This is a genomic window from Cognatiluteimonas profundi, assembly GCF_009792795.1.
Classification (GTDB): Bacteria; Pseudomonadota; Gammaproteobacteria; order Xanthomonadales; family Xanthomonadaceae; genus Cognatiluteimonas; species Cognatiluteimonas profundi.
This window is the reverse complement of the sequence record NZ_VKHQ01000002.1, coordinates 141,479-160,204: the sequence shown is the minus strand read 5'-3', so window position 1 is coordinate 160,204 and position 18,726 is coordinate 141,479. Positions and strand designations below refer to the sequence as shown.

The following is an 18,726-nucleotide window of genomic DNA, read 5'->3' as shown; positions in this document are numbered from 1 at the left end:
GGCTGTTGCCCGCCCATCACCAGACGCCAGTCGCACGGGACGCGCGATGGTCGGAGGCCTGTTCAGTCGACGCTGGCGCGGACCTCCGCGATCGCCGCCAGGTAAGCGTCGAACGGCTGCGGACGGTCGATGGCGAAGCCTTGCGCGTAGTCGACTCCAAGCGCGGACAACGCCGAGCGCACCGATTCGGTTTCGGTATGTTCAGCGATGGTCCGCTTGTTCAGCAGGTGGGCGATGCGCGTGATCGAGCTCACGACCTCGGCCGCCAGCGGCGAGGTTTCCATGTCGCGCACGAAGCTGCCGTCGATCTTGATGAAGTCGACGTCCAGCGCGCGCAGGTGGCCGAAGGAGCAGAAGCCCGTGCCGAAATCGTCCAGCGCGAAGCGGCAGCCCAGGCTGCGCAGGTCGTCGATGACGCGTTGCGCACGCGCGGGATCGCGCATGGCGCTGGTCTCGGTGATCTCGAAGCACAACCGGTTGGCAGGGAACGAGCTGCGGTGCAGGCGCTCGGCAACGAAGCCGACGAAGCCTTCGTCCATCATCGCGGCCGCCGACAGGTTGATGGCGCACAGGGAAACGGCGGTCGCCGCTTCCGGGAATGCCTCGAGCCGCTCCAGCGCCAGGCGCACGACCTCACGGTCGATCTTCACGGCCAGCTGGAAACGCTCGGCGGCCGGGATGAAGCGGTCCGGCAGGTGTGGCGTGCCGCCGCGGCTGTCGCGCATCCGCAGCAGCAGTTCGAAGTGCGCGCCGTCGTCCATGGATGCATGCAATGGCGCGATGGATTGTGCGTAGAGCAGGAAGCCCTGTTGCTTCAGGGCTTCGCGGATGCGGACCGTCCAGCGCATCCCCGATGTCGGATCGGACGCCGAGCCGGCCATCGCCCCGGCCATGCTGACGCGGTCGCCGCCGAGTTCCTTGGCGTTGAAACAGGCGGCATCGGCCTGCGACAGCACTTCGGCGAATTCCACCTGCTCGGGCTGGAAAGGCACCAGGCCGATGCTGGCGGTCGTGCCATATTGTTCCTCGCCAACGCGATGGCGACTGTTGTCGACGGCGTGCAGCAGGCGTTGGGCGCGTTCGCGCGCGATGGTCGGCGTCGCGTTGTGGAAGAGGACGACGAACTCGTCGCCGCCGAGATGTCCCAGCACGTCCCCGCTGCGCATCTGCGTGCGCAGCGATTCCGCGACGGCCTTGACCAGCTGGTCGCCGACCTGGTGGCTGGCGGTGTCGTTGACGAGCTTCAGGTTGTCGAGGTCGATGTACGCCAGGGCCAGCGGGACATTGGCCGGATCGCGTAGCGCCATGCGCACCTGCGTCTCGAAGGCGCCGCGATTGGGTAGTCCGCTGAGCGCATCGGTGGTGGCGCGACGCAGCAGGCTGCGGGCGACCGCCCGATGCTCATTGACGGTCATCGCCAGCACCATCGGCAGGATCGCCAGCAGGCACAGGTAGACCAGCAGGATCGCGACTTCGAGCGTGCCTTGCGCGGGGCGGAAACCGGCCAGCCCGAGGCCGGCGAACCCGGCGATCAACGCAACGGTCAGCAACACCGAGACCGCCGTGCGCAGCGGCGTGAATCGCAGGGCGCTCCAGAGGGCCACGGCCAGTGGAAGGCTGGACAGGCCGAGCGCGAAGTCGTGGCTGAGGCTCATGCCCCAGGCCATGAGCAGGAAGCTGCCCACCAGCGCGATATTCCAGAGCAGGCTCTCGCCGACGCCACCTGGATAATCCCGGCGCTCATGCGGGCGTCGCTGCCACCAATCCGCCGCCAGCAGCAGGGCCGGCGTGATGCTGGCAATGCCCAGCAGGTCCCCAAGCGCCCAACGCAGCTGTGTCGCCATCAGGTCGGGGGCGGGCACGAGCTGCACACGCCACATGCCGAATCCGCCGATGATCGCGCTGACGACCGCCATGACCGCACCGCCCTGCAGGATACGGAAGCCGTAGACGACGGTTCCCGGGCGCAGGACCGGCTTGCGGCAAGCCATCCAGCCACCAGCGAGCGCACCGGCGAATCCGGACACCAGCGCGTAGGGAAGCAGGGCATCACGGCCCGGCTGGAATCCCGCATGCGCGATCCACATGGCGACTGGAACCAGCACGCTCCATCGCGCGCCACGCAGGACCACCCACGCGAGCGCCACGCCGGAGGCCGGCCAATACAACGCGATGTCGCCGGGACTGGCGATGAACTGCCACGCATAGGCAACGCATGCGATATAGCCGGCAACGAAGGCCAGGGCCCGGATCGCACCCCTCGCGAATGGCGTCCGGGTCACGTTCATGGGCGCGACTGCCCGTCCGTGCTGCGCGACGTCAGCAGTTGCAGGTGGTCGGCTTGCATCAGATCGGCCCCTTGCTGCAGGTCGCGCATCAGGTTGGCGACGTCGGTGAGCATTGTGGGCCGGAATGCGGCCCAACCATCGCGTCCGTTCTGCTTCACCCAGTACAGCGCGGCGTCGGCCAGCTCGACCATCTGCTCCCAGCCAAGGCCGTGCTGCGCATCGCGGAACAGCGGGTATTCCGACAGGCCGATGGAGCAGGTGATGCGCAGGGGCTGCGACAGGCCGACGTCGAACGCGTGGTTGGAAATCGCCGAGCGGATGCGTGAGCCGATGGTTTCCAGGTGCCGGCCGGCCATGGGCCGGAACACCAGCAGGAACTCCTCCCCGCCCCAGCGGGCCAGGTAATCGCTGCTGCGCGCAAGCGAACCCAGTACCTGCGACACCTGCAGCAACACCTGGTCGCCGGCGCGATGTCCGTGCATATCATTGATGTGCTTGAAGAAGTCCAGGTCGACAAGCGCGAACACCAACACCTGGTCGTATTCGCCGCTGCGCTTGCGCTCGCGATCGTAATAGGCAAGATCCGCTGGTATCTGGTTGGCCAGGTAGCGCCGATTGCGCAGGCCGGTCAGCGGATCGGTCTGGCTGGCCTTCTCCAGCCGCGCATTGGCCGCATGCAGCTCCCGCGTGCGCGACTGCACCTGGTCCTCCAATGCGCTGCGCTGCTGCGCGTGGCGTTGCAGCTGGAACCGGTAGCCGGAATAAACCAGCATCCCCAGCAGCGACGCCAGCAGCAGCCGGAACAGCCAGGTTTCGTGGAAAAGCGGCTGGATGCGGAAGCCCAGCAGGGCAGGTTGCCGGCTCCAGACGCCGGCGTTGTTGGCCCCGATCAGCTCGAAGGTGTAGTTGCCCGGCGGCAGGTTGGTGTAATTGGCGCTGCGCCTGCGCGCGTCATCCAGCTGGTGCCAGTTGCGGTCGTACCCCTGCAGCCGATAGCGCAACTGGATGCTGGCCGGATCCTGGAAGCTCAGCGCGGTGAACTCGAAGTTCAGGTCGCGGGCAGAGGCGGGCAACACCAGGCGTTTGCCCGGGGTCGCGGAGGGCGCCCGCCAGCCGTCGGGCGTACCGACGCGCTCGATCACAAGCGACGGCGGCATCGGGTTCTTGACGATGTCGCGCATGTCGAGCGCGACGACGCCGTCGCGCGATGGCAGCCACAGCACGCCATCCTTGCGGAAACCCTTCGACATTCCCGCGCCATTGCAGCAATAACCCTGCTGTCCGGAATTCGGATCGCCACGCTCGTTGAGAATCATCTCGCCGTGGACACTGCGGGTGACGGTGTCGGCCGCCGTCGGCAATTCCGACAGGCGGACGCGACTGATGCCGCGGATGCCGGCGATCCACAGCCACTCCTTGCCGGGGCCGGTCGATGGACCTTCGCTGAGGAAGAACGGCGAATTGCCCGGCAGGCCGTTGTCAGGGCCCAGGGAATGCCAGCGGTTCCCGGCCTGGACCAGCAGGCGACCGGCCAGCGATCCGACCACCAGCCGGCCGTCCTGCAACGGCAGCATGGCGGAAATGTCGATGTCGTCTGTCATCGCGCCCGCCCTGCCGTAGCGCTGCACGCGGCCATCGCGCAGCTGCCACAAACCCGACTGCGTGCCCAGCAACAGACGATGCTCGCGGTCGAACGCGATCACGCGAACCCGTGGGTCGACCAGCCCTTCGGCCGGGCCGAATCGCTTGAGTGTCTTGCCGACGAGATGGAACAGCCCGTTGCTGGTGGGAAACCACACGCTGCCGTCGTTGTCGCGCACGATCCCGTTGATCTGTGCGCTCGCCATCGGCGCCACTTCGGGGGGCGTTTCCAGGTGGCCGTTGCGCCAGATCACCAGCCCGCGGCGGGTTCCGATCCAGACGCGGTCGGCTTCCGCCAGCAGGTTGTAGGCATGCGGATGCGGCAAAGCCTTGCCCGGGATGACCAGCTTGAAATGGCCGTTGTCGAACAGGCTCAGCCCGTCGTTGCTGCCGACCCAGATGCGATCGGCGGAGCCGGCGTCGGGCGCCGGCGACAGCGACCAGACGATCGGGTCGTCCAGGCCCTCGCCGACGCTGTAACGGCGGGTCCAGCCGTTCCAGAGGCGGGCGATTCCGTTGAGCTGGCTGCCCAGCCACAGGTTGCCTTCGCGATCTTCCAGTGCCGCGGTCACCTGCGGATAGGCGCGTGGATTGGTATCCGGGACGAACTCCGTCAGCGCACCATCGCGGAAGCGGCCAAGGCCGGCGTTGCTGCCGACCCAGAGGTTGCCGTCGCGGTCGGCGAGCATGGCAGTGACGGGAGAACCGTCGAATACCGGGTGGGCCCGTAGCGCTTTCCAGCCATCGGCCGCCAGCACGTACAGACCCTGGGAGGTGCCGGCCCACAGTTGTCCCTGCGTATCGACCAGGCGCACCACCGCCGCGCTGCCCGTGCCGGTGGGGAGCGGAAGATTTGCCTCGCTGTTGCCGGCAATGCGCTCCACCGCGCCGGTGGTCCCCACCCACAGGCCATCGGGTCGCGACAGCAGGCTCAGTGCGGGGGATGGGCCGGGGCGTTTGACCAGGCGATCGCCGGAGACCTCGAAAACGCCGTGGGAAGTCCCTGCCAGGATCGCGCCATCGACGCGCTCGACCAGCGAAAAGATATCCAGCGAGGCAAAGCGCGCGGCATCCCGGGCGGGAACCTGCCGGAAGCGCCCGTCCTCATAGACGGCCAGGCCCTTGTAGGTGCCGATCCACAGGCGTCCCTGCCGGTCGGCCAGCAATGCGCGGATCCAGATGCCCGGCAATGCCGGCACGGTTTCGGGATCGAACGTCACGAAGCGCACGCCATCGAAGCGTGCCAGCCCGCTCTGGGTGCCGACCCACAGATAGCCCGTCCGGTCCTGGGCCAGGCTCAGGCCGCTGATCTGCGGCAGCCCGTCGTGGATGGACCACTGGTCGATGACGAAATGGGTGAATGCCTTGTCCGGCTTGAGTGCCAGCACCGGACCCGCGCACAACAGCAGCGCCGGCAACAACACGGCGGACAGCCAGTGCAACGGGCGACGCAACGGCTTCACGATCAGAGACTCCCCTGCCCCCGACGATAGTAAGCCGGTGGGCGCGTCCTGCGCGCGGTCCCTCGCAATCAGTCAACGCGGCGCTGCCGGCCCCCCGGCCGGATCAGCATTCGATGACGTTGACCGCCAGCCCGCCCCGGCTGGTTTCCTTGTACTTGTCCTGCATGTCGCGACCGGTGTCACGCATTGTCTTGATGACCTTGTCCAGGCTGACCTTGTGCTTGCCGTCGCCACGCAGGGCCATGCGCGAGGCATTGATCGCCTTGACGGCGCCCATCGCGTTGCGCTCGATGCACGGAATCTGCACCAGTCCGCCGATCGGGTCGCAGGTCAGGCCGAGGTTGTGTTCCATGCCGATCTCGGCGGCATTCTCGATCTGGCCGGGCGTGCCGCCAAGCGCAGCGGTGAGGCCGGCGGCGGCCATCGAACAGGCGACGCCGACTTCGCCCTGGCAGCCGACTTCGGCCCCGCTGATCGATGCGTTTTCCTTGTAAAGAATGCCGATCGCCGATGCCGTCAGCAGGAAATCGAACAGGCCTTTTTCCAGTGCGGCCGGATCGCGCGCGTTGGCGCAGAAGCGCTCGTAGTAGTGCAGGACCGCAGGCAGGATGCCGGCAGCGCCGTTGGTCGGCGCGGTGACGACGCGGCCGCCAGCGGCGTTTTCCTCGTTGACCGCCAGCGCATACAGGTTGACCCAGTCCAGCACCGTCAACGGATCGCGCATCGCGACCTCGGGTTGCGAGGACAGCTCGGCGAACAGCAGTGGTGCGCGTCGCTGCACGTGCAACCCGCCCGGCAGCGTGCCGTTCTGGCGGATGCCCCGCGCGACGCAGCTCTGCATCGCCACCCACAGCTCGCGCAGCCCGGCAAGGATCTCCGCTTCGCTGCGCCAGGCCTTCTCGTTCTCGAACATCAGCTGCGCGATCGACAGCCCGCTGCGCTCGACCTGCGCCAGCAGTTCATCCCCGCTATGGAACGGATAGGGCAATGGCGTCGTGTCGGCAACGATGCGGTCTTCCGCGGCCTCATCCTCGTTGACGACGAAGCCGCCGCCAACGGAGTAGTAATCGCGCGTCGCGATCTCGTTGCCGGCGGCGTCGTGCGCACTGAAGCGCATGCCGTTGGTATGGAAGGGCAGCTTCTGGCGCTTGTTCATGACCAGGTCGCGTTTTTCGTCGAACGCGATCGGGTGCGTGCCCAGCAGGCGGACGGTTTTCTCGCCACGGATGCGCTCGAGCGCGGCGGGGATCATGTCCGGGTCGATCTGGTTGGGCCAGTGTCCTTCCAGTCCCATCAGCACGGCCTTGTCGGTGCCGTGTCCGCGGCCGGTCATCGCCAGCGAACCGAACACCTCCACGCGCACCCGTGCGGTCCGCTCCAGCGCGCCGGACTCGGCCAGCCAGCGGGTCACGAAGCGCGCCGCTGCCCGCATCGGCCCGACCGTATGCGACGAGCTCGGGCCGATGCCGATCTTGTAAAGGTCGAAGGTGCTGACGGCCATGCGCGGTGGTATCGATGGGGCAGGCCGTTATTCTATGCCTCCTGCCCGGGCTCCACTTTGCGATGCGATTGGTCCTCTACCAGCGCGACAGCTGCCACCTGTGCGACCTCGCGCTGGACCTGCTCGCGCAGGCGCGTGTTCCGGATTTCGCCAGTGTGTTCATCGACGACGACGCGACGCTGGAAGCCGCCTACGGTGAGCGCGTACCGGTGCTGCGCGATGATGTGCACGGCCGCGAACTCGCATGGCCATTCGACGTGGACAGCCTTCGCGCCTGGATGGAAGCGGCCTGAAGGCCAGCGTCGCGATGCTCACCAGTCGCGACCAGGCCCGCACCGGTCACCGCGCGGGCTGCAGCAGCACCCTGGTGCTGATCGCGATGTCGTCGGGGATCAGGCTGGTGTCGGCCCAGTCACCACCGCCGATGCCGAAATCCAGGCGGCGGACCGTCGCCTTGCCCGACAGGACCGGGCGCGGACCCGGCGTCCAGGTGAATTGCAGCGTCACCGGTTTGCTGACGCCATGCAGCGACAGGACGCCATCGGCGGCGTAGCGATCGCCACCCAGCTTGCGGAACGCGGTCGCGGTGTACTGCGCCTGCGGGAAACGTCCGGCGTCGAAGAACGAGGAACCGCGCATTTCGCCGTCGTAATCGGCATTGGCCGTGGTGGCTGACGCCAATGGAATGGCGACCTTGAGCGACGCCTGGTCCAGGTGGGCCGGATCGAACGTCAAGCGGGTGTCGAATCCGGGAAAGCGTCCGGTGAACACTTCGCCCTGGTAGGTGCCGGCGAACGCCAGCGTCGAACCCGGCGCCTGCACATAGTCCAGCGCCCACGCAGGCGTGGACAGGGCGATCAGGCTTGCGAACAGCGGCCATCTAACGGACATGGTGGACATCCTGGTCGGGGCGACGTGCAATCAGTGAGTCGGTGCGCGTCCGGCGATGCGGCAACATGCGCAGGAGTGTTGCATCGCGCCGCATGAAGTGGTGGTACGCGGCGGCACCCGCATGCAGCAGCACCGTCGCGACCAGCGTCCAGAACAGCAACTCATGGGTGGAGCGGGTCAACGCGCGCATCGCCTCGTCCTTGCCCGCGATCGGCGGCAGGTTGAACAGGCCAAACCACTGCAATGGAAAGCCAGCCGTCGAATTGACCAGCCAGCCACTGACCGGCATCGCGAACAACAACCCATACAAGGCCCAATGCGTTGCGGTCGCCACGCGCGACTGCCAGCGCGGCACGCCGTCCAGCGGGCGTGGCGTGCCGGCGTACCAGCGCCACAGCAGCCGCAGCGCGACCAGGGCCAGGATGGTCAGGCCGATCGACTTGTGCAGTGCGTACAGCCGGATCTTGTGCGGACTGTTGGGCAGGTCGGTCATGGTCAGGCCGAGGTAGGCCATGACCAGGACCAGGACCACGACCAGCCAGTGGAAGGCCTGGCTCACCGAGCCCCAACGATCCGCGGGATTCTTCCAGCTCATGGCTGCGGCGGTTGCGCGTCGGGCGGGGTGACCGGAGCGGCCGGTGCCGGTGGACCGCGAGCCGCTTCCGCTTCGGCTTCGATTCGCAGCTGCACCGCGTCGCCGATCACGCCGGGCCAGGCAGCGATGCCGAAGTCCTTGCGGCTGAGCGTGGCCGTGGCCGAAAACCCCGCGGTGCGCCGGAACGGCGGCAGCGACAGGCGCTTGAGCTGGTTGAAGGTGACATCCAGGCAGGTGTCCCGCGCAATCCCGCGCAGCGAGAGGGTTCCGCAGACGAGCGCGTGATCGTGGTCCTTCGGCGTGACCCGGGTGGACACGAACGTCGCCACCGGATGGGCGGCCACGTCGAGCAGGGCGGGCGCGTCGACCGCGCGATTCCAGCCCGCATCACCCATGTCCAGCCGCGTCATCGGCACCGACACCGACAGCCTGGCGCTCGACCAGTCGTCCGGATCGAACGTGACCGTGCCGGTACTGCCGGACACAGTACCCATCGCCTGCGAATAACCGGCATGGCTGACCAGGAACAGCACCCGCGTGTGGACCGGGTCCAGTTGATAGCTGGCCGGTTGCGCGATTGCGCCCAATGGCAATGCCAGCAAGCACCAGAGCACGGGGGAATATCGCTTCATCGGCAATCCTCGGCAGGTTCGCGATTCTAGGCCCCATTCAATGAACGCTTGCGGGCGCTGCGGTGCATTGCGACCATGCCGCAGGCGGTGACAGGGCAGTCCGCAGGGGGCGTTCATTGAAGACACCGCATGAAAGAGGTCTCCACGCGCGACTGCGGGCCGCAGCCTTGTTGCTGTGTCTGTGGCTGCCAATGGGCCTTCCGGTTCATGCAGGCCTTCCGGAAACCCCGCAACCCCAGCAGTTGACGGTCGTGGACGGGCTGCCGTCCAACCGCATCAACGACATCGCCGAAGACGCCTACGGTTACCTGTGGATCGCGACCAGCGATGGCCTGGCGCGTTACGACGGCATCGGTTTCCGCACGTGGCGCGTGGGACAGGGGCTTCGCGACAACACGGTCTGGGCCGTGCACGTGGATGCGCGCAACCGCGTCTGGGTGGGAACCGGCAAGGCCGGATTGGCGATGCTCGACGTGCGCCGCGAGACATTCCGCTATTACGATCACGCCTCGAACCCGACGATCGGCAGCAACGATGTCTGGTCGATCGAATCCACTGCCGACGGCATGCTCTGGTTCGGCACGGCGGATGGCGGATTGCATCGATTGGCGCCGGACGGAAGCATCGTCCGTTACATGCCGCGCCCGGGCGATCCGCGCAGTCTTCCCGACGCCGCGGTCGGCCAGCTTGCAGTCGCACCGGACGGAACACTCTGGATCGGCACCAAGAACGGTGTCGCCCGCTGGACCGGGCGCGATTTCGATCGGCTGCCCGGATCGGCGCTGCATGCGCCTGCCGTCAATGGCCTGACGATCGACGCCGATGGCGCGCTCTGGATCGGCACGCCGCGCGGCGTCAGTGTCCGTTACCCGGACGGCAGCGTCTCGCTCTCGCCCTGGCCGGAATACGACAAGACCCTGTTCCACATGTTGCTGCGCGATCGCGAGGGCATCGACTGGCTCGATACCTTCGACGGCCTCGGGCGCGACAGCGAAGGCACGGTGCGCAACGTGCCGCTGTACAGCAACTCCGCGCACGGCGCGGTCAAGCCGTCGTGGTCGCGTGCGTACGAGGATCGCGAAGGCGGACTCTGGTTTGCCAGCAGCGACAGCGGCCTGTGGTACCTGCGGCCGAACTGGCGACGCTTCTCGGTACTGTCCCGCCAGGCAGGGGATCCGGGCTCGCCGGGCAACGCCTTCGTGCACGGAATCGCGCCATCGCGCAGCGGCGACATGTGGCTCGTCGGCAGCGGCGGCGTGCTCGATCGCCTGGATCCGGAAACCGGCGACATCCGCCACGCACTCACCGACGCCGGCGCGGGCTACATGCCGATGGAGGTGCGCGAGGATCACGACGGCAAGGTGTGGATCAGCTACTACGACGGCCTGGCGCGATTCGATCCGGAGACCGGAGCGACGACACGATGGTCCTCGCAGGATGCAGTGGATGCCGCGCTTCCGGGTGAGCGTGCCTGGCTCGACGAAACATCGGACGGCAGCCTGTGGATCGTCTCCGAGGCGGGTGGGGTGCAGCAACGCGATGGCGAGGGCCATGTACTGCAGTCCTCGCAACCGGGCGACCCCAGTGGCTTGCCGCGTGGAACGCACGTCTCGCAAGCCGGGCTGGGTCCCGACGGCGCGCCATGGATCGCCGGATCGCAGGGACTGTCGGTCTGGAACGACGGCAGCCATCGCCTAGAACCCGTACCGGGCGCACCGCGCGGGATGATCGACAGCTTTGCTTCCGGCGACGACAACACCGTGTGGCTGGCGCGCTTTGGCGTGCTCGAAACCTACCGCTGGGATGGCGGCGGCCTGCGATTGCTTGCACGTTACGACCAGCGGCAGGGAGTGCCGGCGCTGGCCAGCGAGGGCATGACCGTCGACAGTGCCGGCATCGTCTGGCTGACCAGCGTTCGGGGGTTGATCCGCTTCGATCCGGCCACGCAATCGGCGCGCGTCTATGGCGTGCGCGATGGGCTGCCGAGCCAGGAGTTCGGCGAGAGGCCGGTGGCGCGCGTGCAGGACGGCCGCATCGCCGCGGCCACGCCCGAAGGACTGGTGCTGTTCGACCCGGCCGTGGTGCATCCGTCGGCCAACGTGCCGGCGCTGGTCGTCGAATCGGCCAGCGTGCGCCGCGGTGACCGCAGGGTGGAGTTGGGGCAGGAACGCAACGTGACCATCCTGCACGGCGATCGCGACCTGCGCATCGTTGCCCGGCTGCTCACCTTCGACAACGCCGCATCCAGTCGCTATCGATTTCGCCTGGACCATTACGACCCGCAGTGGGTCGAAACCGACGCCAGCGGCGAGCGCATTTTTTCGCAACTGCCACCAGGACGCTACACCTTGCAGGTGAAGGCGAAGACCGCCGACAACGTCTGGTCGGCGGTGCACCTGCTGTCGTTCCGCGTCGACCCGCCGTGGTGGCGCACACCATGGGCGCTGGCGGGCTTCCTGGTGGCCGCGGCGCTGTTGGTATGGTGGCTCGCCAGCGCCTACCGCGCGCGCTTGCGCCAGCGCAACGAAATGCAGCTCGTCGAGCACAAGCATGCCGTCGCCGAGCAGGCCTCGCTGGCGAAGACGCGGTTCCTGGCCACGCTCGGGCACGAGATCCGCACGCCGATGACCGGCGTGATGGGAATGAGCGAATTGCTGCTGGCGACCGCGCTGGACAAGACCCAGCGCAGCTACACCGAATCCATCCGTCGCGCGGGGGAGCACCTGCTGCGGCTCATGAACGACGCCCTGGACCTGGCGCGCATCGAATCAGGCAAGCTCCAACTCGAACACCAACCGTTCGCCTTGCGCACGATGCTCGCCGACGTGGTCGAACTGATGCGGCCGCTGGCCCGGCATCGCGGCCTGGAGTTCCACGATTCGATTGCAGCGGACGTGCCGGCGGTGGTGCAGGGCGATCCGACGCGCATCCGGCAGATCCTGCTGAACCTGCTCGGCAATGCCATCAAGTTCACCGAGGACGGCGAGATCGGACTCGACGTGCGCACGGTTGGCGCCGGGCATGTCCGGTTCACGGTCAGCGACACGGGGCCCGGCCTCAATGCGGAGCAGACGTCGCGTTTGTTCCAGCGATTCGAGCAGGCCGATGGAGCGCGCACGGCCGCGCGCTACGGTGGCAGCGGCCTGGGCCTGGCGATCAGCCAGGAATTGGCCTCGGCCATGGGCGGGCGCATCGAGGTCGACAGCACGCCTGGCAAGGGCACGCGCTTCGCCGTGGAAATGCCGTTGCCGGAAGGCTCGATGCACGACGGTAATGTCGTCCGGGTGACGTCGCCCGATACACAGCCGTTGCGCCCGCTCGAGCTGTTGCTCGTCGAGGACGACGCCACCGTCGCCGAAGTCCTGCGCGGGTTGTTGCAGGTGCAAGGACATCACGTCGTGCATGTCGCGCACGGGCTGGCGGCACTGGCGCAAAGCAGCCGCGCGCGCTTCGACATCGCCTTGCTCGATCTCGACCTGCCCGGCATGGATGGCATGGCGCTGGCGCGGCAGTTGCGCGCGCAGGGTTTCAAGGCGCCCTTGCTCGCGGTGACCGCGCGCGCCGATGCCGACGCCGAGCCGCTGGCACGCGCGGCGGGCTTCAATGGCTTCGTGCGCAAACCGGTGACCGGGCAGATGCTGGCCGACGCCATCCAGGCGCTGGTCGGCCAGGCGCCGCTGGAAATGGCCTGACGCCCGATTCATCGACACTGGTCGCGAAGCGTCCCTGGATGGCGGTGTCGGGTTCCGGTCGACTCCTGCGCAAGCCCGCTGCGCCTGGGCCTGGTTTCGCTCAGGCTGCCGGCATTTTCGCAGCGGCTTCGGGCAGCAGGGAGCGCCGGGACACCACGATCCATCCCGCGGCCAGCAGGGCCAGCAGCGCACCGGTCCAGAATGTCGCGGGCGGGCCATGGCGATCCCACAACCAGCCGGCCAGTGCACTGGCCGCCAGCAACCCGGCGCCGGACAGCAGGTTGAACACGCCGAATGCCGTACCGCGATAGGCGGCGGGCGAGACGTCGGCGATGAGCGTCGCCAGGATGCCCTGGGTCATGCCCATGTGCAGCCCCCAAAGCGCAATGCCGATGAACAGCAGCCAATAGCCGTCGGTCGATGCCAATGCGACGTCGGCGCCAACCAGTACCAGCATGCCGATGGCGAGCAATGTCGGTCGCGACACCCGATCGGACAGCCGGCCCACGGGGTAGGCCGTCAAGGTGTAGACGACGCTCATCACCACCAGCACCATCGGGATGAACATCAGCGGCACATGCCGGTCGGATGCGCGCAGCACCAGGAACGCCTCGCTGAATCGGGCCAGGGCGACCAGCACGCCGAGCAGGGACAATCGCCAGAAGCGTGGGCCCAGGCGCGACATGCCTTCACGACTGAGCGGCAGGCGCGCGGTGCGGCGAGCGGTGTCCGCGGGTTCCGGAACCTTCAACAGCAGCAGCACCGCCGCGATTCCCGGCACCACCGCAACCCACAGCACCGTGTGCAGGTTGCTGGCGAAACCCCAGAGCAGCGCAACCGCGATCAATGGACCCAGCACCGCACCGACGGTGTCCATCGACTGGCGCAGGCCGAAGCAGGCGCCGCGGATCTCCGGTGGTGCCAGGTCGCCGACCAAGGCGTCGCGTGGCGCGCCGCGGATGCCCTTGCCGAAGCGATCCAGAAGGCGCGCGACCACCACCATCTCGACGCTGGTGGCCAGCGGGAACAAGGGTTTGACCGCGGTCGCCAGTCCGTAGCCGAGCAGCACCAGCGGTTTGCGGCGCCCGATGGCGTCGCTGATGTAACCCGAGAATACCTTGGTGACGAGCACCAGTGCTTCGGCCGTGCCTTCGATCAGGCCGATCGTCAATGCAGTGGCGCCAAGCCCGGTCAGCAGCACAGGCAGCACGCTGTGCACCATCTCCGAGCCCATGTCGGTGAACAGGCTGACGAAGCCCAGGGCCCAGATCGTGCGCGGAATCCTGGGAACGGCTGGCGCGGCGGGTGGTGTCATCGGGTCAACAATCGCGGGCGTCGCGCCGACTATAGCGGCCAGCGCGCCGCCCGTTCGCCAGCGTCGATGCCGATTCCCCAGGTGTGACGGATGGCCGGGGCCGGCAGCATGGATCGGCTGTAAGCTCGCGATCGCCTCCGCGGTCGTGCTCCATTGCGCGCGCCGCTCGCTCCATCACGAACACGGGAAGCGTCGATGCGCACAGACCTGGTTGCTGGATTGTTGTTGGGAATGGCCGTCCTGGCCCCGTCGTCGCTGCGCGCGGCAACGCCGGCGTCGACTGTCGTGCCACCTTCGACGCAGCCGCTGCTCGAGGCCATCGGCCGTGCGCCCTCGGCCGTGCGGATCGAGGCCGACGTGCGCAAGCTCGTTGGCTTCGGCACCCGGCACACGCTGTCCGAAACGAAGTCCAACACCCGCGGCATCGGCGCGGCGCGGCGCTGGGTGCATGCCGAGTTCGAACGCATCTCGGCCCAGTGCGGCGGCTGCCTGCAGGTGATCGACGTCAGCGAGACGATCTCCGGCGAAAAGCGCATCCCCAATCCGACCGAAGTCGTCAATGTCATCGCGATCCAGCGCGGAACCAGCGATCCGGGTCGCTACGTCATCATGAGCGGCGACATCGACTCGCGCGTCTCTGACGTGATGAATTCGACTTCCGATGCGCCGGGCGCCAACGACAATGCATCCGGACTCGCGGGCACGCTGGAAGCCGCCCGCATCCTGTCGAAACACAAGTTCGCCGGGTCGATCGTCTACGCCGCGCTGTCCGGCGAGGAGCAGGGCCTGTACGGCGGCCGCACGCTGGCGGCCAAGGCAAAACGCGAAGGCTGGCGCATCGAGGCGATGCTCAACAACGACATGATCGGCAACACGGCCGGCATCACCGGCGTCGTCGACAACACCGTCGCGCGCGTGTTCTCCGAAGGTACCCGCGTCACCGAGACAGCCGCCGAGGCGCGCGAGCGGCGCTTCACCGGTGGCGAACTCGATTCGCCATCGCGCAACCTGGCCCGCTACATCGCACGCATGGCCGACCTGTACGTGCCGGGCCTGGACGTGATGATGGTCTACCGGCTCGACCGCTTCGACCGTGGCGGGCACCAGCGTCCATTCAACGACGCCGGCTATCCGGCCGTGCGGGTGATGGAAACCTACGAGAACTACAACCGCCAGCACCAGGACGTCCGCAAGGAGAACGGCATCGCCTATGGCGACACGATCGACGGCGTGGACTTCCCCTACGCGGCGAAGTTGACCGCACTCAACGCGGTCAGCCTGGCGGCGATGGCATCGGCGCCACCGCCGCCGGCCGACGTCCGCATCGATGGCGCGGTCACGGCCGACACGATCCTGCACTGGACGCGCCCGGGCGCGGCGCAGGCCCCGGACCTCGCCGGCTACAAGGTGTATTGGCGGCTGACCACCGATCCGCAATGGACGCATGGGGTATATGTCGGCGACAGCACCGACCACACCTTGTCCAACGTGATCATCGACAACTACTTCTTCGGCGTGGCGGCCGTATCGAAGGACGGTTTCGAAAGTCCGGTGGTGTTTCCCGGAGCGGCTGGAAGCTTTGGGGGCTATTCCGCCCCCGCCGCGCCGGCAATTGCGCCGCAGTCGCGCTAGCGCGCGCTGTGGATGTGCACGGCGTCGACCAGCGCGGCGACGTGGCCGGGGCTCATGTCGGGCGACAGTCCGTGGCCCAGGTTGAAGACATGCCCCTCGCGTGATCCGCCGTTGCCCGCCTGGTAGCTGTCCAGGACCAGGCGGACCTGCTCGCTGATGGCAGCGGGCGACGCATACAACGTCGCCGGGTCGAGGTTGCCCTGCAGCGCGACCCGACCCTGCGTACGCAGGGCCGCATCCTCGAGCGACACCGTCCAGTCCACGCCGAGGCCTTCGCAACCGCTGGCGGCGAGCGCATCCAGGTAGGGCGCATTGCCCTTGCCGAACAGGATCAGTGGCGTGCGGGCGACGCCATCGCCGCGCTCGAGCTCGCGCGCGATGCGGACGAGATAGGGCAGGGAGAACTCCCGGTACATCGCTGGCGACAGCACGCCGCCCCAGGTATCGAACACCTGCAGCACCTGCGCGCCGGCGGCGCGCTGCGCCGACAGATAGGCGACCACCGCATCGGTGTTGACCGCCAGCAGGCGATGCAGGGTTGCCGGGTCGTTCAGCGCCAGTGCCTTGATGCGGGCGAAGTTGTCGCTGCCGCCGCCTTCGACCATGTAGCAGGCCAACGTCCACGGGCTTCCGGAAAAACCGATCAGGGGAACGCTGCCATCGAGTTCGCGTCGGATCAGTCGCACGGCATCCATCACGTAGCGCAGGCTGGTTTCCATGTCGGGAACCGACAGCCGGTCGACGTCGGCGGCGGTGCGCACCGTCCGTTCGAATTTCGGGCCCTCGCCGTCGACGAAGTACAGGCCCAGGCCCATCGCGTCGGGAATCGTCAGGATGTCGGAAAACAGGATCGCCGCATCCAGCGGAAACCGTGCCAGCGGCTGCAGGGTGACTTCGCAGGCCAGTTCCGGCGTCTTGGCCATGGCAAGGAAGCTGCCCGCACGGGCACGCGTCGCCCGGTATTCGGGCAGATAGCGGCCCGCCTGGCGCATCAGCCAGACCGGCGTGCAATCGACGGGTTCGCGGCGCAGCGCGCGCAGCAGGCGGTCGTTCTTCATGGGAGCGTGCAAGCAGGATTCTCGTCTGGGGAGGCTATCGCGGCGCTTCCGCACCCTGGGCGAACATGAGCTGGAAGCCCTTCCTGAGTTGCGCGTCGCGCGCATGCTCGAAGGCCGCCTGCGCGCTCGCCTGGTCCAGGAACTGCTCGCGCTTGAGCTGGCTGCGCCCGCCGATCTGCCCGGTCTCGCGCACCAGCGCCCAGCCCCCGAGCAGGTCGGGTTCGAGCATCAGTTGCACGAAGCGTGGGGCCTCGCGGCCCTCGGCACGTTGTTGCAGGAGCAGGCGCATGGCCGGAATTGTACCGGGCGGCGGAGGCCGGCCATTGCAGCACCTGCTATTGCAGCACTTGCAGGACGTCCTCGTCGCGGATGTCGCCGACGATGCGCGCCGCGCCCAGCGCGTCCCACAGGATGAAGCGCAGGCCCGCCGCATCGGCCTTCTTGTCCAGCCGCATGCGCGCGAGCAACGCCTGGGGCTGCAGCCCCGCCGGTCGCGTCACCGGCAGGCCCAGCCGGACCAGCAGGTCGCGAAGCCGCTCGGCATCCGCCGGTGGCGCCATGCCCGCGACGGTCGACAGACGCGCCGCCAGGACCATGCCGACCGCGACGGCTTCGCCGTGGTTGAGGCCGTCGTACGCCTGTTCGGCTTCGATGGCGTGGGCGAACGTATGGCCGAAGTTCAGCAGCGCGCGCTCGCCCTGTTCGCGCGGATCGCGCGCAACGATGGCCGCTTTGTGCTCGCAGCTGCGGGCGATGGCTTCGGCGAGTACGCCATCGTCGCGCGCGATCAATGCGTCGACATGGTCTTCCAGCCACGCGAAGAATCCCGGGTCGGCGATGGCGCCGTATTTCACGACCTCCGCAAGGCCGGCACGCAGTTCCCGGTCCGGGAGCGTGCGCAGTGTCGAGGTGTCGACGAAAACCGCGCGCGGCGGGTGGAACGCGCCAACGAGGTTCTTTCCCTGCGGCAGGTCCACCGCGGTCTTGCCACCGACAGAGGAATCGACCATCGCAAGCAATGACGTCGGCAACTGCACGACATCGATGCCGCGCATCCAGCAGGCGGCGGCGAAGCCGGCCAGGTCGCCGACGACACCGCCGCCGAGCGCGAAGACACAGGCGTCGCGCGTCGCGCCCAGGTCGGCGAGCTCGCGCAGGAGTTCGGCGAAGCCATCGAGTGACTTGGCAGATTCGCCCGCGGCAATGCAGGAGACAATCACCTGGGCATGCGGCAGCTGGCGCTGGATGGCCGTCGCGACGCGAGGCGCATGCAGTGGCCCGACGTTGCTGTCGCTGACGACCAGCACGTGGCGACCGCGTACGTGCGCGGCGAGTGCGGCGCCGTCGTCGAGCAATCCGGCACCAATGTGGATGGAGTAGGGACGGGGTCCGCCGGCCTCCACGGTGCGCATCGTCATGCCGCGACGCCGCCGCGCCGCCAGCGTCCTTCCAGCATGCCCAGCAATGCGCAGGCAGCGTCGGCCGCGGTCAGGCCATCGGTGTCGAAATGCAGGTCGGCGACGTCGGCGTACAGCGATGCGCGCGCAGCGCTGAGCCCACGCAACACCTGCTCGTGGTCGTCGCGCTGCAACAGCGGGCGCGTGCGATCGCGCGCCAGGCGCTGCAGCTGTGCGTCGACACCGACATCGAGGTGCACGACGAAACCGCGCTGGCGCATGCGTTCACGGTTGGCCGGGTCGAGCACGGCGCCACCACCGGTCGCGATCACCTGTCCGTCGCCAGCGAACAGTTCGGCCAAAGCCGCGCGCTCACGGGCCCGGAAACCGGCTTCGCCCTCGCACTCGAAGATGGTGCCGACCGCGGCGCCGGTGCGCAGTTCGATGTCGCGATCGGCATCGACGAATGCAAGCTGCAGCTGCTCGGCGAGCCGCCGGCCGATCGACGTCTTGCCGGCGCCCATCGGGCCCACGAGGATCAGGTTGCTGGCGGAATTCATGCCGCGGATGCTAGCAGCGCAGCGGCCTGCATGTCGCAGCACGGTCGGCAATGCGGCGGTG

14 protein-coding genes are annotated in these 18,726 nt (G+C 67.8%); 3 read left to right on the top strand and 11 right to left on the bottom strand.

The features are described 5' to 3' along the window. Positions 1-62: 62 nt before the first annotated feature. The 3 genes from GST15_RS01560 to GST15_RS01550 form a co-directional block, all read right to left on the bottom strand. On the bottom strand, positions 63-2,288 hold the full coding sequence (locus GST15_RS01560) for a putative bifunctional diguanylate cyclase/phosphodiesterase (protein WP_159015495.1): 2,226 nt from the start codon (positions 2,286-2,288) through the stop codon (positions 63-65). Beyond that, positions 2,285-5,392 carry a ligand-binding sensor domain-containing diguanylate cyclase gene (locus tag GST15_RS01555; protein WP_159015494.1) on the bottom strand — a complete coding sequence of 1,036 codons (3,108 nt, stop codon included), beginning with the start codon at positions 5,390-5,392 and terminating at the stop codon, positions 2,285-2,287. The genes GST15_RS01560 and GST15_RS01555 overlap by 4 nt, the downstream gene beginning before the upstream one ends. A 103-nt stretch (positions 5,393-5,495) precedes the next feature. Further along, complete coding sequence (locus tag GST15_RS01550) at positions 5,496-6,893, bottom strand: L-serine ammonia-lyase (protein ID WP_159015493.1); 1,398 nt, start codon at positions 6,891-6,893, stop codon at positions 5,496-5,498. 62 nt (positions 6,894-6,955) lie between these two features. Here GST15_RS01550 and GST15_RS01545 point away from each other — a divergent pair, with 62 nt between their 5' ends. Beyond that, positions 6,956-7,186, top strand: a complete 231-nt coding sequence (locus GST15_RS01545; RefSeq protein WP_159015492.1) for a glutaredoxin family protein — start codon at positions 6,956-6,958, stop codon at positions 7,184-7,186. 46 nt (positions 7,187-7,232) lie between these two features. Here the strand turns inward: GST15_RS01545 and GST15_RS01540 are convergent, their stop codons facing one another. From GST15_RS01540 to GST15_RS01530, 3 genes are read right to left on the bottom strand one after another with little or no spacing between them, the layout of a single operon-like run. Beyond that, positions 7,233-7,793, bottom strand: coding sequence for a YceI family protein (locus tag GST15_RS01540; RefSeq protein ID WP_425482176.1), 561 nt, complete (start codon positions 7,791-7,793; stop codon positions 7,233-7,235). Then, positions 7,774-8,379: a cytochrome b gene (locus tag GST15_RS01535; RefSeq protein ID WP_159015490.1), complete on the bottom strand. Its 606-nt coding sequence runs from the start codon at positions 8,377-8,379 to the stop codon at positions 7,774-7,776. Before GST15_RS01535 ends, GST15_RS01540 begins: the two co-directional genes overlap by 20 nt. After that, a complete protein-coding gene (locus GST15_RS01530) occupies positions 8,376-9,011 on the bottom strand; it encodes a YceI family protein (protein WP_159015489.1) in 636 nt (211 codons plus the stop codon). Before GST15_RS01530 ends, GST15_RS01535 begins: the two co-directional genes overlap by 4 nt. A gap of 191 nt (positions 9,012-9,202) precedes the next feature. On the opposite strand from GST15_RS01530, the gene GST15_RS01525 reads away from it, so the two are divergent. Next, complete coding sequence (locus tag GST15_RS01525; RefSeq protein ID WP_159015488.1) at positions 9,203-12,703, top strand: hybrid sensor histidine kinase/response regulator; 3,501 nt, start codon at positions 9,203-9,205, stop codon at positions 12,701-12,703. 100 nt (positions 12,704-12,803) lie between these two features. Here GST15_RS01525 and GST15_RS01520 read toward each other — a convergent pair whose 3' ends face one another. Continuing rightward, the gene (locus tag GST15_RS01520; RefSeq protein WP_159015487.1) at positions 12,804-14,018 is read right to left on the bottom strand and encodes an MFS transporter; all 1,215 of its coding nucleotides are present in this window, start codon (positions 14,016-14,018) and stop codon (positions 12,804-12,806) included. Positions 14,019-14,213: 195 nt separating this feature from the next. On the opposite strand from GST15_RS01520, the gene GST15_RS01515 reads away from it, so the two are divergent. Continuing rightward, the gene (locus GST15_RS01515) at positions 14,214-15,650 is read left to right on the top strand and encodes a M28 family metallopeptidase (protein ID WP_233263012.1); all 1,437 of its coding nucleotides are present in this window, start codon (positions 14,214-14,216) and stop codon (positions 15,648-15,650) included. Here the strand turns inward: GST15_RS01515 and hemE are convergent. From hemE to GST15_RS01495, 4 genes are read right to left on the bottom strand one after another with little or no spacing between them, the layout of a single operon-like run. Continuing rightward, complete coding sequence (hemE, locus tag GST15_RS01510) at positions 15,647-16,708, bottom strand: uroporphyrinogen decarboxylase (RefSeq protein ID WP_159015486.1); 1,062 nt, start codon at positions 16,706-16,708, stop codon at positions 15,647-15,649. The two genes, GST15_RS01515 and hemE, sit on opposite strands and share 4 nt — an antisense overlap. Positions 16,709-16,742: 34 nt before the next feature. Further along, complete coding sequence (locus GST15_RS01505; RefSeq protein ID WP_159015485.1) at positions 16,743-16,997, bottom strand: WGR domain-containing protein; 255 nt, start codon at positions 16,995-16,997, stop codon at positions 16,743-16,745. A 46-nt stretch (positions 16,998-17,043) separates the two neighbouring features. Beyond that, complete coding sequence (aroB, locus tag GST15_RS01500) at positions 17,044-18,126, bottom strand: 3-dehydroquinate synthase (RefSeq protein ID WP_159015484.1); 1,083 nt, start codon at positions 18,124-18,126, stop codon at positions 17,044-17,046. Then, positions 18,123-18,665 carry a shikimate kinase gene (locus GST15_RS01495; protein ID WP_159015483.1) on the bottom strand — a complete coding sequence of 181 codons (543 nt, stop codon included), beginning with the start codon at positions 18,663-18,665 and terminating at the stop codon, positions 18,123-18,125. The genes aroB and GST15_RS01495 overlap by 4 nt, the downstream gene beginning before the upstream one ends. Positions 18,666-18,726: the final 61 nt, after the last annotated feature.

Excerpts from the sequence above, each read along its gene's own strand:
- GST15_RS01515 (WP_233263012.1), top strand. The coding sequence starts at position 14,214 with ATGCGCACAGACCTGGTTGCTGGATTGTTGTTGGGAATGGCCGTCCTG.
- aroB (WP_159015484.1), bottom strand. The coding sequence starts at position 18,126 with ATGACGATGCGCACCGTGGAGGCCGGCGGACCCCGTCCCTACTCCATC.
- GST15_RS01560 (WP_159015495.1), bottom strand. The coding sequence starts at position 2,288 with ATGAACGTGACCCGGACGCCATTCGCGAGGGGTGCGATCCGGGCCCTG.
- GST15_RS01505 (WP_159015485.1), bottom strand. The coding sequence starts at position 16,997 with ATGCGCCTGCTCCTGCAACAACGTGCCGAGGGCCGCGAGGCCCCACGC.
- GST15_RS01540 (WP_425482176.1), bottom strand. The coding sequence starts at position 7,793 with ATGTCCACCATGTCCGTTAGATGGCCGCTGTTCGCAAGCCTGATCGCC.
- hemE (WP_159015486.1), bottom strand. The coding sequence starts at position 16,708 with ATGAAGAACGACCGCCTGCTGCGCGCGCTGCGCCGCGAACCCGTCGAT.
- GST15_RS01550 (WP_159015493.1), bottom strand. The coding sequence starts at position 6,893 with ATGGCCGTCAGCACCTTCGACCTTTACAAGATCGGCATCGGCCCGAGC.
- GST15_RS01495 (WP_159015483.1), bottom strand. The coding sequence starts at position 18,665 with ATGAATTCCGCCAGCAACCTGATCCTCGTGGGCCCGATGGGCGCCGGC.
- GST15_RS01520 (WP_159015487.1), bottom strand. The coding sequence starts at position 14,018 with ATGACACCACCCGCCGCGCCAGCCGTTCCCAGGATTCCGCGCACGATC.
- GST15_RS01535 (WP_159015490.1), bottom strand. The coding sequence starts at position 8,379 with ATGAGCTGGAAGAATCCCGCGGATCGTTGGGGCTCGGTGAGCCAGGCC.
- GST15_RS01545 (WP_159015492.1), top strand. The coding sequence starts at position 6,956 with ATGCGATTGGTCCTCTACCAGCGCGACAGCTGCCACCTGTGCGACCTC.
- GST15_RS01530 (WP_159015489.1), bottom strand. The coding sequence starts at position 9,011 with ATGAAGCGATATTCCCCCGTGCTCTGGTGCTTGCTGGCATTGCCATTG.
- GST15_RS01525 (WP_159015488.1), top strand. The coding sequence starts at position 9,203 with ATGGGCCTTCCGGTTCATGCAGGCCTTCCGGAAACCCCGCAACCCCAG.